Here is a 13,871-nt window from a genome sequence, read left to right on the forward strand (position 1 = left end):
AAGGCGTCTTTTTGGTCAGGTTGACAGGGCTTCGGGATTTCCTGTAGCCACGGCCCATGGCCCGGTGCGCGGCCGCCGTCCTTGCGGCGGACTGTGACATCCGGGAGCAGGGCGAAAGGAAGCGCGCAGCATGACGGATCAAACGGCGGTCTCTCCCCGTGTCCTGGTGACCGGCGGGGCGGGGTACATCGGCAGTCACGTCCTTCACGCCCTGACCGACGCCGGCATTCCCGCGGTGACGATCGACGATCTGTCGACGGGGCGGCGCGAAGCTATCCCCGCCGCCGTTCCTCTGGTCGAGGGTGACATCGGGTCGGCGGAGCTGCTGGACCGGGTGATGCGCGACCACCGGGTGGACGCGGTGATGCATTTCGCCGGCTCCATCGTCGTCCCGGAATCGGTCGTGAAGCCGCTCGACTACTACCGGAACAACACCGCCAACAGCCTGACGCTGCTCGGCGCCTGCCTGCGGGCGGGGATCGACAAGGTGGTCTTCTCCTCCACCGCCGCGGTCTACGGCGCGCCGGAAAGCGTGCCGATCCGCGAGGAGGCGCCGACCGTCCCGATCAACCCCTACGGCGCCTCCAAGCTGATGACGGAGCAGATGCTGCGCGACGCCGGGGCGGCCCATGGGCTGCGCAGCGTCATCCTACGCTACTTCAACGTCGCCGGCGCCGACCCGGCGGGCCGCACCGGACAGGCGACGCCGGTCGCGACCCACCTCATCAAGGTGGCCTGCCAGGCGCTGCTCGGCCGCCGGCCGCCGCTGGCGATCTTCGGCACCGACTACGACACGCCGGACGGCACCTGCATCCGCGACTACATCCATGTCAGCGACCTCGCCGACGCGCATGTGCTGGCGCTGCTCCATCTGCGGCGCGGCGGCGGGAGCCTGCTGCTGAACTGCGGCTACGGGCGCGGCGCCTCCGTCCGCGAGGTGGTGCGCACGCTGGAGGAGGTCAGCGGCGAGCAGGTGCCCGCCACCTTCGCCGACCGCCGGCCCGGAGACCCGCCCCAGCTCGTCGCCGGGGCCGACCGCATCCGCGAGCAGCTTGGCTGGGTGCCGAAGCACGACCGGCTGGACGTCATCGTGCGCAGCGCGCTGTCCTGGGAGCGCTCGCTGGAGCAGTCCGTGGGGCAGGCCGGGGCACCGGGAGGGTCCGCCCCCCGCTCATGAAGGTCGCCGTTCTCAGCAAGGACCCCGCCCGCGGGGGGGCGCCGCGCGCCATGCGCCGCCTGATCCGCGGGCTGCGCGCGCGCGGGCACCGGGTCGATCTGTTCTGCCTGGACCACGACGCCGACCCGTCGGGCAGCGTCGGCATCCGCCCGCTGGCCGACCCGGACGGCGAGGCCGCGGCCTGGTTCTTCGGCGACCATTACATCGCTCCGCGCCGGACGGCCCTGTCCAACACCGTCTTCACGGCCCAGACGGTCGGCTACGCGCTTGCCGGTCTTCCGGTCCTGAGCCGCTATGACGTCCTGAACGTCCATTGGGTCGCCGAGTTCCTGTCGGCGGACGGGTTGGGGGCGTTGGCCCGTTTGGGACCGCCCGTCGTCCTCACCCTGCACGACATGGCCCATTTCACCGGGGGCTGCCATTACGCCGCCGGCTGCACGGGCTACACGGACGGCTGCACGCCCTGCGCCCAGCTTTCGGACGATCCGCTGGGGGTCACCGGTCGGGTGCTCGCGGCCAAGCGCGCCGCCCTGGCGCGGCCGAACGTCGCCGCCGTGTCGCCGTCGCTCTGGCTGGCCGGGGAGGCGCGGCGCAGCCGCGTCTTCGCCGAAGGCCGGGTGCACGCCATCGCCAACGCTCTGGAAACCGATCTCTTCGTCCCCGCCGACAAGGCCACGGCCAAGCAATCGTTCGGGATCGATCCGGACGACCGGGCGCTGCTGTTCGGCGCCTACCACGCGGGCGAGCGGCGCAAGGGGTTCGAGCATCTGACCGCGATGCTGGACCATCTGCGCGGCGACCCGCGGGGCCGGGCGTTGCTGGAGGCCGGGCGGCTGTGCGTGATGACCTTCGGCCACGCGGCGACGGAACTGGCGGAGCAGGGGGTACGGCTGCACGACCTCGGCTACATCGGCGACGACCGGCGGCTGGCGGCGGCCTACGCCGCGGCGGATGCCGTCGTCCTGCCGTCGCTGGAGGATAACCAGCCGAACGTCATGCTGGAGGCGATGGCCTGCGGCACGCCGGTGGTCGCCTTTGCCGTCGGCGGCATGCCCGATCTGGTGGAGGACGGGGTGAACGGCCGGCTCGCCGCCCCCTTCGACGCCGCCGCCCTGGCGCGGGGCGTCCTGGACACGATGGCGGACCCGGCGACCGCCGCCGCCTGGGGGCGGGAGGCGCGCCGCCGGATCGAGGAGGGCTTCACGCTCGACCATCAGGCCGGACGCTACGAGGCCCTGTTCCGCGCCATGCTGGAGGAGAGCGGCTGGGGCCCCGCCGACGGGCCGCTTCCCTCGGCGGGCGACCGGATTCCCGCGCCGCTGCGGGTCGATGACGCTTTCGCCGGCGGACTCTACCGGCTCCACCGCGACCTGCACGACGAGACGGAGGCATTGCGGAGCGAGCTGGAGCGGTCCCGCGCGGAGCTGGCCGACGCCGGCCGGCGGGTCGACGCGGCGCTCGGCGCCCTGCGCGGCTCGACGGCGCGGCGGCTGCTGGGCCGCCCGCGGGCCGCGGCGCTGCCGCCGGACGGCGCGCCTCTGCCGGAGAGGCTGCATGGGGCGCTCTCCGCCCTGACCTCCGGTTGGTGGGACCTCGGCGCCCCGCTGCGCCTGCTGGTCCGGGCGGCCGGGCGGCTGGGGGTCCGGAAGGGACGCGCGCCGCATCCCTGAGGCCGCCGCTTGAGCCCGCCCGCCCGATGGGCTAAACGGCGGGGGCCAGATGGCGGAACGGGCAAGAGGGCGAGGCTTCTTCGACGGATGGAACTGGACGCTGCGCGGGTCTCCGTGGTCATCCCGCTCTACAACCACGAGCGCTTCATCGCGCGGACGCTGGACAGCGTGTTCCGGCAAACCCTGCCCGCGCACGAGATCATCGTCGTCGACGACGGGTCGCGCGACGGGTCGGCGCGCGTGGTGGAGGCCCTGTTCCAAGCCTCCGGCGGCCAGACAGCGCTCCAGGCCTCCGGCCAGGCAGCGTTCCGGGCCTCCGGCCAGGCGGGGCCGCGGCTGGTCTTCTGGTCGCAGCCCAACCGCGGCGCGCACGCCACGATCAACGCCGGCATCCATCGGGCGACCGGCGACCTCGTCGCCATCCTGAACTCCGACGACCTCTACCACCCCGACCGCCTCGCCGCGATGGCCGCGGCCTTCCGGGAGCGGCCGGAAACGGACGCCCTGGCGACCGGCCTGGACTTCATCGACGGGGACGGGCGCCCCATGGCCAACCCGTGGCACAACGAGGCCATGGCCTTCCACCGCCGCAGCGGCGACCTCGCCCTGTCGCTGATCAACGCCAACCTCGTCATGACGACGTCGAACCTGATGGTCCGCCGCCGCCTGTTCGACCGGGTGGGCCATTTCAGCCCGCTGCGCTACGCCCACGATCTGGACTTCTTCCTGCGCCTGCTGGCCGAGGGGGCGGATTTCCAGATCCTGGACCGGCCGCTGCTGAGCTACCGGCTGCACACCACCAACACGATCAGCGAGGGGCCGCAGAGGGTCAAGCCGGAGCATGCGGCGGCCGCCGCCTTCTTCCTGCACCGGCTGTGGGACCGGCCCGGTCGGGGTGGGCCGGCGGAGCGCGGGCCGGTGGATTGGCAGCGGGCGGCCCGGCTGCTCGACGTGCTGGACCGGCACGTCCTGACCGTCCCGGTCCAGCTCTGCCTGACCTATTTCCGCAACCACCCGACCGACACGCTGGAGCGGAGCCCGTTCCACGGCGACGCCGCCTTCCGGAGCGTCCTGGCCGACGCGGTGGCGCGGGCCGAGACGCAGGCCCGGAGTCACGAACGGGATCGCGCGGAGGCCGCGGAGCTGCGGTCCGAGGCGGCGGACCTCGCCGCGCGGCTCGACGGCGTGCTCGCCTCCACCTCCTGGCGGGTCACGGCCCCGCTGCGCCGCGTCCGTGGGGCCGCCCATGGCGCCGCCCGGCGGGCCGCCGCCCATCCGGCGCTGCGCCGGGCCGCCAAGCTGGCCTTCTGGACCCTGACGCTCCAGCTTCCGGCCCGGCTGCGGGAGCATCGGCAGGTCCGCGCCCTCTACGCCAGCGGGCTGTTCGACGCGGCCTTCTACCGGCGGCACAACCCGGAGGCCGCGGCGGACGGGATCGACCCCGCCCTGCACTATCTCCGGCACGGCGCCGCCGCGGGCCGAGATCCCGGTCCGGATTTCAGCGCCGCCGCCTATCTGGCCCGGCATCCCGAGGCCGCGGCCCGCGGCGTCAATCCGCTGCTGCACGCGATCGCCGCGGGATGGCGGGGCGACGGGAAGGCTGAAGAGCGGGCAGGAAAAGGATGAAGAACGGAAGGCGTGGTAATCTTCCTGGTAGAACGTTACAGTGCGCCCGCCTGCCGCAATTCGTATGAAACGTCGCGATCCGATTGTTCCGCCGATGAGATCTGAAGCCATACTGCCCGCGCCGGCCCGTTCCGGGCACAAGATCCTGCCGCTTCTCGGGAAGGTCGGGCTCACGGTGGCGCTCGTCGGCTGGCTGATGTCCCAGGCGGATTGGGCGGGCATGGCGCACCGGCTGGCGAACGCGCCCCTGCCGCCGCTTCTGCTGGGGCTGGGGCTGAGCGCCCTCGCGGTCCTGTTCGCCGGCGAACGCTGGCGCGCCGCCTGCCGGGCCACCGGTCTGGTGATCGGGCCGGTGAAGGCGCTGCTGCTGATGACCGCCAGCCTGTTCTTCGGGCAGGTTCTGCCGGGCGCCATCGGCGGCGACGCGGTGCGCGGCTGGCTGACCTGGAAGGAAGGGCAGTCGCCCGGCGCGGTGATCCTGGCGCTGGTGCTCGACCGCCTGCTCGCCCTGCTCGGCGTGTGCCTGCTGCTGTTCGCCGGGCTGCCGCGGCTGGCCGCCGTGGTGCCGCCGGACATGGCCTGGATGCTGCCGGCGCTGGTCCTTCTGGGGGTGGCGGGTTTCGCCGCCGGCCTGTCCATCGACCGCCTGCCGCTGCCGGGCACCCTGCGCGCCCACCGCCTGATCGCCGCGGGCATGACGCTGGTGGCGCGGCTGCGCGCCGCCTTCCTGGCCCCGGCCACGCTGAAGGCGCTCGGCCACAGCGTGATGGTCCACATCTGCACGCTGGCCGCCACCCTGCTCTACGCGCGGGCCATCGGCCTGACCCTCGGCCCGTTCGACATCCTGGCGGTGATGCCGACCGCGATCATCGCGACGGCTCTCCCGATCTCGCTGAACGGCTGGGGTGTGCGCGAAGGCACCATGGTGGCCGGCTTCGCCCTGTTCGGCGTTCCGTTCGAGGACGCCCTCCTGCTTTCCCTGATGATCGGGCTGTCGGTGACGCTGACGGCCCTTCCCGGCGGCCTTGCCTGGCTTGCCCTGTCCCGCGGAAGCCGAAACGCTTCCGGAAACGCTGTTGCGGACCGTACCCATGACCGTTGAAGCCCTTGAGGAAACCGTGGCCGGCGCACCCGCCGGTGCCGGCGCACCCGCCGGTGCCGGCGAGACGCGCACCCTGTCGCCCCGTCAGCAGGGGGTGAAGGACCTGTTCGACCGGCTGGCCGCGGAGCGCGACCGCTGGGTCGAGCGCAACAGCGCCTTCCACGAGGCCGACCGCGCCTATCTGCGCTTCCTCGTGCCGGAGAACGCCTCGGTGCTGGAGGTCGGCTGCGGCACGGGCGACACCCTGGCTTTCCTGCAACCGTCCCGCGGCGTGGGCATCGATCTCAGCCCGGCGATGGTCGAGCGGGCACGGCAGCGCCATCCGGGGCTGGAGTTCCACGCCGGCAACGCGGAGGACCCGGCGGTCCTGGCGGGGGTCACCGGCACCTTCGACGTGATCCTGCTGTCGGACACCATCGGCTTCCTTGACGACATCGAGGAGACGCTGCGCCACCTGCACCGCTTCGCCACGCCGCGCACCCGCATCATCGTCAGCTACCATTCCCGCCTGTGGGAGCCGGTGCTGGGTCTTGCCGAAAAGCTCGGGCTGAAGATGCCGCAGGGCCAGCTCAACTGGCTGTCCAGCGCCGACATCGCCGGGCTTCTGACGCTGGCCGGCTGGCAGCCGGTGAAGCGGGAGTGGCGCCAGCTCGTGCCGCGCCGCCTGCTCGGCCTCGGCACGCTGATCAACCGCAGCATCGCCCCGCTGCCCGGCGTCCGGAAGCTGTGCCTGCGCAACTACGTGGTGGCCCGCCCCGCCGCGCAGGCGCCGGAGAAGCAGCCGTCCTGCACGGTGCTGGTCCCCTGCCGGAACGAGCGCGGCAACATCGAGAACGCCATCCGCCGCCTGCCGCGCTTCTGCCCGGACCTGGAGGTCATCTACGTCGAGGGCAACAGCAAGGACAACACCTACGAGGAATGCCTGCGCGTCCAGGCCGCCTATCCGGACTGGGACATCAAGGTCATGAAGCAGCCCGGCAAGGGCAAGGGCGACGCGGTGCGCGCCGGCTTCAACGCGGCGCGGGGCGACATCCTCATCATCCTCGACGCCGACCTGACCGTCCCGCCGGAGAGCCTGCCGAAATTCTACCGCGCCATCGCGTCCGGCCAGGGCGAGTTCATCAACGGCACGCGTCTGGTCTACCCGATGGACGACGAGGCCATGCGCTTCCTGAACTGGATCGCCAACCGCGCCTTCGCCCGCATCTTCTCCTTCCTGCTGAACACGCGCTTCACCGATACGCTGTGCGGCACGAAGGTTCTGTGGAAGAGCGACTACGACCAGATCGTGGCGAACCGCCATTACTTCGGCGACTTCGACCCGTTCGGCGACTTCGACCTGATCTTCGGCGCGTCCAAGCTGAACCTGGAGATCGTCGAGGTGCCGATCCGCTACGCCGACCGCAGCTATGGCGAGACGCAGATCAGCCGCTTCAGCCATGGCTGGCTGCTGCTGCGCATGGTGCTGTTCGCCTGGAAGAAGCTGAAGGCGTTCTGACCGCCGCCATCGGCTGGAATCGGAAAGCCCCGGACCGCGCGAACGGTCCGGGGCTTTTTTCTTTCGGCCCGAAGCAGTGTAAAGGCCGGATGAAAATTGGCCCATCCGCATTCCCGGTGCATGCCTGATGCAGATCGGAGCGAGGATGAGCACATAGAGGGAACAACTTTCCCTCCAGAGCGCCAGTTTCCTTGTCCAAATCACTGCTTTCGCTGCTCCCGGCCGGCCTTGTCGTCGATCACGTTTTCATTGATGCTGATCGGGTCGCTGTCACGGCCCATGTGCGTGCCGCAAAGGCGGCCTGTCCGCTGTGCCGGCGCCCCTCCTTCCGCGTCCACAGCCGATACACCCGGCACCTGGGCGACCTGCCTTGGCAGGGCCGGGTGGGAGAACTCCATCTCCAGGTGCGCCGCTTCCGGTGTGCGACGGCAGACTGTCCCCGCCGGGTTTTCGCCGAACGCCTGCCCACCGTGGCGGCGCCTCGGGTTCGGCGCACCCGGCGACTTACCGAGGCGCAGCGTGCCGTTGCGTTGAGCGCCGGTGGAGAACCCGGCGCCCGCCTGTCCACCCGGCTCGCTATGCCGGTCAGCGGCGACACGCTGCTGCGCTTGATCCGCGCGGTGCCCGTGGAGCCGGCCCCAACGCCGCGGGTCATCGGAATCGACGACTGGGCTTGGCGCCGGGGCAAGCGCTACGGCACCATCGTCGTCGATCTTGAGCGCAACCGTCCCATCGATCTGCTGCCCGACCGGCAAGCCGGCACGGTGGCGACATGGCTCAAAGCGCACCCCGGCGTGGAGATCGTCGCCCGTGACCGGGCTGGTGCCTACGCGGACGGGATTCGCCAGGGCGTGCCAGATGCGATCCAGGTAGCCGACTGCTGGCATCTTCTGCGCAATCTTGGCGATGCGCTGGGCCAAGTCCTCACCGGCCACCAGCGAGATCTTCGGACCGCCGCCAAACAGGCCACTGCGCCAGCCGCGACCAGCGACAAGCCGACGGTGTTGCCGGTTCCCGAACCCCGACCGGCAACCCGCAGGGAACAACGCCGGACGGCGACCCAGACTGCGCGGTTCGCCCGATACGAAGAGGCAGCAGCGCTGAACGCCCGCGGCTGGTCGCAGACGCGCATTGCCCAAACGCTCGATCTCGATCGTAAGACGGTACGGGCTTGGCTGCGCGCCGGTCAGCCGCCATCGTGGGATCAGCCGACCAAAGGCAGCGTGCTGACCCCGTTCACCGACCATCTGTCGCGGCGCTGGGACGAGGGCTGCCACAACGCCGCCCGGCTGTGGCGGGAGATCCGGGCCCTTGGCTTCACCGGGCAGCGCAGCGTCGTCCGGGATTGGGCACAGCCGCGACGGCAGGCGATCTGCGTAGCGCCATCCGGAGCGGCGGCATCGTGGCGGACACCGTCACGCCGCCGGGCGGCGTGGTTGGTGGTAGCGGATGACGAGGAGGGGTCACGCCATAGATACCGTACCCTTTGTGAAGCGGAAAAGCGGGTTGAGGGCCAGACCGGCCGCCTCGGGTCAAGGCTGGCGCTGACGCGCCCCCGCCTGCGGCGGCTGCGGCCTTGACCCGCGCCGTCCGGCCCGGCGATGGTTCGGCATGGGTCGGTCGGGACGACCGACCGCTGGGGCTCAGGCGGTCGTCTCCTGAGGCGGTGAGGGCGACCAGGCGCGTCGCTGCTTGGCGACGGTCCAGATGGCGACCATCAGCTTGCGCATCGCGGCGATCAGCGCGACCTTGCCCGGCTTGCCGCGGGCGCGCAGGCCGTCGTAGAAGGCGCGCAACCAGGGACTGGCGTGCACCGCATGAACTGTCGGCATCCACAGCGCCCGCCGCAAGGCCGCCTTGCCGATCGGTGACAGACCCGCCCGCTTCGGCGTCTGCTTGCCAGAGTGTTTGAGGGCCGGCACCAGCCCGATGTAGGAGGCCAACGCTTCCGGCGAGCGGAACCGCGCGGGATCGTCGAGTTCGGCCACCAACCGGGCCGCCGTCGTCGTGCCGATCCCTTCGATGGAGGTCAGCAGACGGGCGACCTGATGGTCTTCGAGCAACGCCTCGACCATCGTGTCGATGGTGAGAAGCCGGGCGCGCCAGAGCGCCAAATCCTCGCAGGCATGCCGGATCCGTACCCGGTAGACATCGCCGCTCTGGGCGGCGACGGTCTGCTTGGCGGCGGCAATGTCCGCCGCGGTTGGGAACGCTTTCAGGATCGTCAGGGCGAGCGCCGTGTCCAGCAGGGCAACATGCTGCTTGAACTCCGGGAAGGTGAGGTCCAGCAGGCGATGGAGTTGCCGCACGCGGTCGCCGCAGTCCTGGACGAGCCGGTCGCGGTGACGGATCAGTTCGCGAAGCTGCTCGGTGGCGTGATCGGGCAAGGTCGCCGGCAGCGGCCGCTTCTGCTGGCCGAGGCGGGCGAGCCCCAGGGCGTCGAGCGCGTCGGTCTTGGTGCGCACCAGCGCTTCCTGCTGGAAGCGGGCGGACTGCAGCGGGTTGAGGACGGCCACCGGAAGGCCGCGGGCGACCAAGGCGGCGGCGAGGTTCTTCCAATAGTGTCCGGTGGCTTCCAGTACGACGAGCTGGACCGGCGCCAGCCGCTCAAGCTCGGTGAACAGGGCGGCGTGTCCCGCTTGGTCCGCGGTAAAGCGGAACGGCTTGCACACCGTTGAGCCTTGATCGTTCACCGCGGCGGCGGCATGAGCTTCCGCGCCGATGTCGATGCCCACGAAGGTCATGGCGTCCCTCCTGTCGTTGTGGGCCGCGAAGAGCCTCGGAGCCGCTGCCGGGCACCTGTCCTTGTGAATGCGGCGCCACCGGCCAAGGTCGGTGCCGATGCGTCGTGATACCGTGCAGGCCCGGGGCAACGGACGAGGGTGCCAATCTATGGCGCGGGGCCGAACCCCGGAACGGGCGACGACACCCCTCTTCCGAACCCACCCCCTCAACCGCGGATGACCGGCACCGGCGGCCGGAAGGGCGGACACAGAACATACAAGAACGGACGCGAATATACGCTAAGCGGACAAAGCGAGAACATGGCCGTATCAAGGGGCGTTGCGGACTCCTTCCAGCCCGGCCGCAGCTCCGTCGCGTGCGCGTTTCACGATGCCGGCTACGGTGTTCTTGCTGAGGCCCAGTTCCCGGCCGATCAGGCGATAACTGCGCCCCTGGGCAACCAGCGCCAGCACCTTGGCCGCGAGCCGGTCCGACTTCGGCCGTTGCCCGGGCTGCCGGCCGAGCGTCTTGCCGCGGGCCTTGGCCGCAGCGAGGCCGGATCGGACCCGTTCGCGCAGCAGGTCGCGTTCGAAATCGGCGATGCCGGCCAGCACGGTGGCCATCATGCGGCCGGCGGCGCTCGCCAAGTCGAAGGTCATACCGCTCAGCGCGATCACCGAAACCCGCCGCGCTTCCAGCTCACGCAAGGTCTCCAGCAGGTCGAGAGTGCTGCGCCCCCACCGTGATAGCTCCGTCACCAGCACGGCATCGATGTGCCGGGCCTGGGCGAGCGCCATCACCTTCCGGCGTTCGACGCGGTCGAGCTTCGCTCCTGACCCCGTCTCCTTGAAGACGCCCGCCACCTCGTAGCCGGCGCGGGCGGCGAAGGCGAGGAGGTCGCGTTCCTGCCGCGCGCAGGACTGGTCGGCGGTGGACACCCGGCAATAGAGCGCGGCGCGCTGTCCCATTTGAACCTTCCCGGATCGATGGCCGGCAAACCCGCGTCCCGGCTAGGGTCGCCACCAGCCAAAACAGACTATACTCCAACTGGGACAGCCCCTCCATGCCGCGCCGTCGCGTCTTCACCGACGCCCAGATCACCGCCCTGTTCGCCCTGCCCACCACCGAGGCCGACCTCATCCGCCATTACACCCTCGGCCCCGACGACCTGGCGGTCATCGCCCGGCGCCGCCGGCCGCACAACCGTCTCGGTTTCGCCCTGCAGCTCTGCGCCCTGCGCTTTCCCGGCCGGCTGATCCGGCCCGGCGAACTGATCCCGCTGGTGATCGTCACATTCGTGGCGGAGCAGTTGGACATCGACCCGGGTGCTCTCGCCGACTATGCGACCCGCGCACCGACCCGTTACGATCAACTGGACGCGCTGCGCGACGCCTTCGGATTCCGCACCTTCACCCAACCCGATCACCGGGAACTCTCAACGTGGCTGGTGCCGATCGCCCTGGCGACGGTCAGCGCGATCCATGTCGCCGAAGCGCTGATGGCGGAGTTGCGGCGCCGCCGCATCGCCGCGCCGGGACCCACCACCGTCGAACGCATGGTGGCCGCCGCTCTCCTGCAGGCGGAACGCCATGCCGCCGCCAAGCTGAGCGGCACCTTGTCTCCTGAAAAGCGCACCGTGTTGGACGCGCTACTCGACAACCATCCCGGAACCGCGGTCAGCTCGCTGGCCTGGGCCCGCCACTCGCCCGGCGCGCCCGGTCATCGGTCCATGGCGCGCCTGATCGATCAGCTCCGGCATCTCCGGCAGGTGGGGATCGCCCCCACGGCGACCGACGGCATCCACACCGACCGGGTCCGGCAACTCGCCCGCGAGGGAAGCCGCTTGACCGCCCAGCACCTCCGGGCGCTCGGCCCGCTCCGCCGGCACGCTGTCCTGATCGTGACGGTGCTCGACACGCTCACCCGCCTCACCGACGAGGCCATCGGTCTCTTCGACCGGCTGATCGGGCGGATGTTCCGGCGGGCCGAGCGGCGCGCCTCGGCCGATCTGCACACCAACGCCCGGTCCCTGAATGACAAGGTGCGCCTGCTGACCAAACTCGGTGACGCGCTGTTCGAAGCCAGGGAAACCGGGACTGACGCCTTCGCCGCGGTGGATAAGGTGATCCCCTGGGACCGGTTCGCCGAGGTCGTCGCGGAGGCCAAGGGGATGATCAAGGACGACGGTCCGGACTACCTCGCGCTCGCCGAAGCGAACCATGCCCTGCTGCGGCGGGTCGGCCCGCTGTTCCTGGACGCCTTCGAGTTCCAGGGCATCGCCGCCGTGACCGGGCTGCTCCGCGCGGTTGCGACGCTGCGCACCTTCTATGCCGGCACCCGGCGAACCCTGCCCAAGGACCTCCCGACCGGCTTCATCCGACGGAGCTGGCGGCCCGCCGTCTTCCGCGACGGCGCCATAGACGGCCAAGCCTACGAGCTGTGTCTCTTCGCGGAGTTGCGGGACCGGCTGCGCGCCGGCGACGTCTGGGTGGTCGGCAGCCGGCAGTACCGGGCCGTGGAGGACCAGCTCATTTCGAAACCGCTGTTCGCCGAAATGCGGGCGGCTGGCCCGCTGCCGGTGGCCGTGCCGAGCGACGCCGCACTCTACCTCCAGGACCACAAGGACCTGCTGGAAGCGCGGCTGCGGGAGGTCTGTGAGAAGGCCGCTCAAGACCAGCTTGTGGATGTCCGCCTCAGTGGCGACACCCTCAAGATTTCCCCGCTGCAAGCGGCGACACCGGAGGAGGCGGAAAGGCTGGCCGACCGAGTCTACGCACGAATGCCCCGGGTGCGGATCACCGATCTCCTCGATGAGGTCGCCGAGTGGACCGGCATCGCCGACTGTTTCACGCATCTGCGCACCGGCCTCCCGGCTGAGGACCGCCGCGTGGTCCTGACCGCCGTGCTGGCCGACGCCACCAACCTTGGCCTGACGCGCATGGCCGAGGCGTGCAGCGTCGCCAGCTACAAGCAGCTGGCCTGGACGGCGGGGTGGCACGTCAGCGAGGATGCCTATGGCCGGGCTCTGGCCCGGATCGTGGCGGCTCAGCAGGCGCAGCCCCTGGCCGCCCGCTTCGGCAGCGGAACGGCGTCCAGTTCCGATGGTCAGCACTTCCCACTCGGCGGGCGGGGCGAGGTGACCGGGGCCGTCAACCCGCACAAGGGGACCGGCCCGGCGATCTCCTTCTACACCCACATCTCCGACCGCTACGCGCCCTACCACACCAAGGCCATCTCGGTGGCGGAGAGCGAGGCGGCCCACGTCATCGACGGCCTTCTCTACCATGGCACGGATGCCAGGATCGCCGTCCATCATGTCGATGGCGGCGGAGTCTCTGACCATGTCTTCGCCCTATGCAGTCTCTTGGGATTCCGTTTCGCGCCGCGCATTCCGAACCTGCACGACCGGCGCCTTTACACCTTCGGGCCGGCGGCGGCCTGGCCGGCCCTTGAGCCGTTCATCGTCGGACGGATCGGCGAGGCGCTGATCCAGGCGCACTGGGACGACGTGCTGCGGTTGGCTGCTTCGATCCGAACCGGCGCCGTGCCGGCCTCGCTGATGCTGAAGCGCCTGGGCTCCTACCCACGGCAGAACGGACTGGCCTTGGCGCTCCGGGAGGTTGGGCGCATCGAACGGACAGCTTTCGTCTTGGAATGGCTGCAAAATCCGGCACTTCGCCGCCAAGCCACGACGGAATTGAACAAGGGGGAGTCCCGCAACGGGCTCGCCCGCGCCGTGTGCTTTCACCGCCTTGGGCGCATCCCCGACCGCACGCCGGAGAACCAACAGCACCGCGCCGGCGGCCTGAACCTGGTCGTGGCCGCGATCATCCTCTGGAACACCGTCTACATGGAGCGGGCCATCGATTCCCTGCGCGCCGGGGGTGAGCGCATTCCCGACGAGTTGTTGAGCCATCTCGCGCCCCTCGGATGGCAACACATCAACCGTAAGCGTTACGAGCGCCCCCTTCTTCCCGAACCGGGTTCCATGATCGAGATTACGCGCGGACTCACGGGACGCGGAGGGTGCGATGGAGGATGGCGTCAGGCTTCATCCCAGACTTGAAGGCATGG

General features: G+C 70.5%; 8 protein-coding genes and 1 pseudogene. 7 read left to right on the top strand and 2 right to left on the bottom strand.

Annotated features, from left to right (window positions below; all coding sequences use genetic code 11):
* Positions 1 to 130: 130 nt before the first annotated feature.
* From galE to DS843_RS20860, 6 genes and pseudogenes are all read left to right on the top strand, one after another.
* Positions 131 to 1,177 carry a UDP-glucose 4-epimerase GalE gene (gene galE / locus DS843_RS20835; RefSeq protein ID WP_149470755.1) on the top strand — a complete coding sequence of 349 codons (1,047 nt, stop codon included), beginning with the start codon at positions 131 to 133 and terminating at the stop codon, positions 1,175 to 1,177.
* On the top strand, positions 1,174 to 2,847 hold the full coding sequence (locus DS843_RS20840) for a glycosyltransferase (RefSeq protein WP_149470756.1): 1,674 nt from the start codon (positions 1,174 to 1,176) through the stop codon (positions 2,845 to 2,847). Before galE ends, DS843_RS20840 begins: the two co-directional genes overlap by 4 nt.
* 87 nt (positions 2,848 to 2,934) lie before the next feature.
* Positions 2,935 to 4,473 carry a glycosyltransferase gene (locus tag DS843_RS20845; protein ID WP_149470757.1) on the top strand — a complete coding sequence of 513 codons (1,539 nt, stop codon included), beginning with the start codon at positions 2,935 to 2,937 and terminating at the stop codon, positions 4,471 to 4,473.
* Between the two features lie 94 nt (positions 4,474 to 4,567).
* Positions 4,568 to 5,575 carry a lysylphosphatidylglycerol synthase transmembrane domain-containing protein gene (locus DS843_RS20850; RefSeq protein ID WP_167525388.1) on the top strand — a complete coding sequence of 336 codons (1,008 nt, stop codon included), beginning with the start codon at positions 4,568 to 4,570 and terminating at the stop codon, positions 5,573 to 5,575.
* The gene (locus DS843_RS20855; protein ID WP_149470759.1) at positions 5,565 to 7,073 is read left to right on the top strand and encodes a glycosyltransferase; all 1,509 of its coding nucleotides are present in this window, start codon (positions 5,565 to 5,567) and stop codon (positions 7,071 to 7,073) included. The genes DS843_RS20850 and DS843_RS20855 overlap by 11 nt, the downstream gene beginning before the upstream one ends.
* A gap of 191 nt (positions 7,074 to 7,264) precedes the next feature.
* Positions 7,265 to 8,533: pseudogene (locus DS843_RS20860) on the top strand (ISL3 family transposase); the annotation flags it as partial.
* Between the two features lie 183 nt (positions 8,534 to 8,716).
* Here the strand turns inward: DS843_RS20860 and DS843_RS20865 are convergent.
* Together DS843_RS20865 and DS843_RS20870 are read right to left on the bottom strand one after the other, a co-directional pair.
* Positions 8,717 to 9,817 carry an IS110 family RNA-guided transposase gene (locus DS843_RS20865; protein ID WP_149470760.1) on the bottom strand — a complete coding sequence of 367 codons (1,101 nt, stop codon included), beginning with the start codon at positions 9,815 to 9,817 and terminating at the stop codon, positions 8,717 to 8,719.
* A gap of 309 nt (positions 9,818 to 10,126) precedes the next feature.
* Entirely contained in the window at positions 10,127 to 10,765 is a 639-nt protein-coding gene (locus DS843_RS20870) for a recombinase family protein (RefSeq protein WP_149470761.1), read from the bottom strand.
* A 95-nt stretch (positions 10,766 to 10,860) separates the two neighbouring features.
* Between DS843_RS20870 and DS843_RS20875 the strand changes: the two genes are divergently transcribed.
* The gene (locus tag DS843_RS20875) at positions 10,861 to 13,863 is read left to right on the top strand and encodes a Tn3 family transposase (RefSeq protein ID WP_286192227.1); all 3,003 of its coding nucleotides are present in this window, start codon (positions 10,861 to 10,863) and stop codon (positions 13,861 to 13,863) included.
* Positions 13,864 to 13,871 lie beyond the last annotated feature (8 nt).

This window comes from Roseomonas genomospecies 6 (genome assembly GCF_008365375.1).
GTDB lineage: Bacteria > Pseudomonadota > Alphaproteobacteria > Azospirillales > Azospirillaceae > Azospirillum.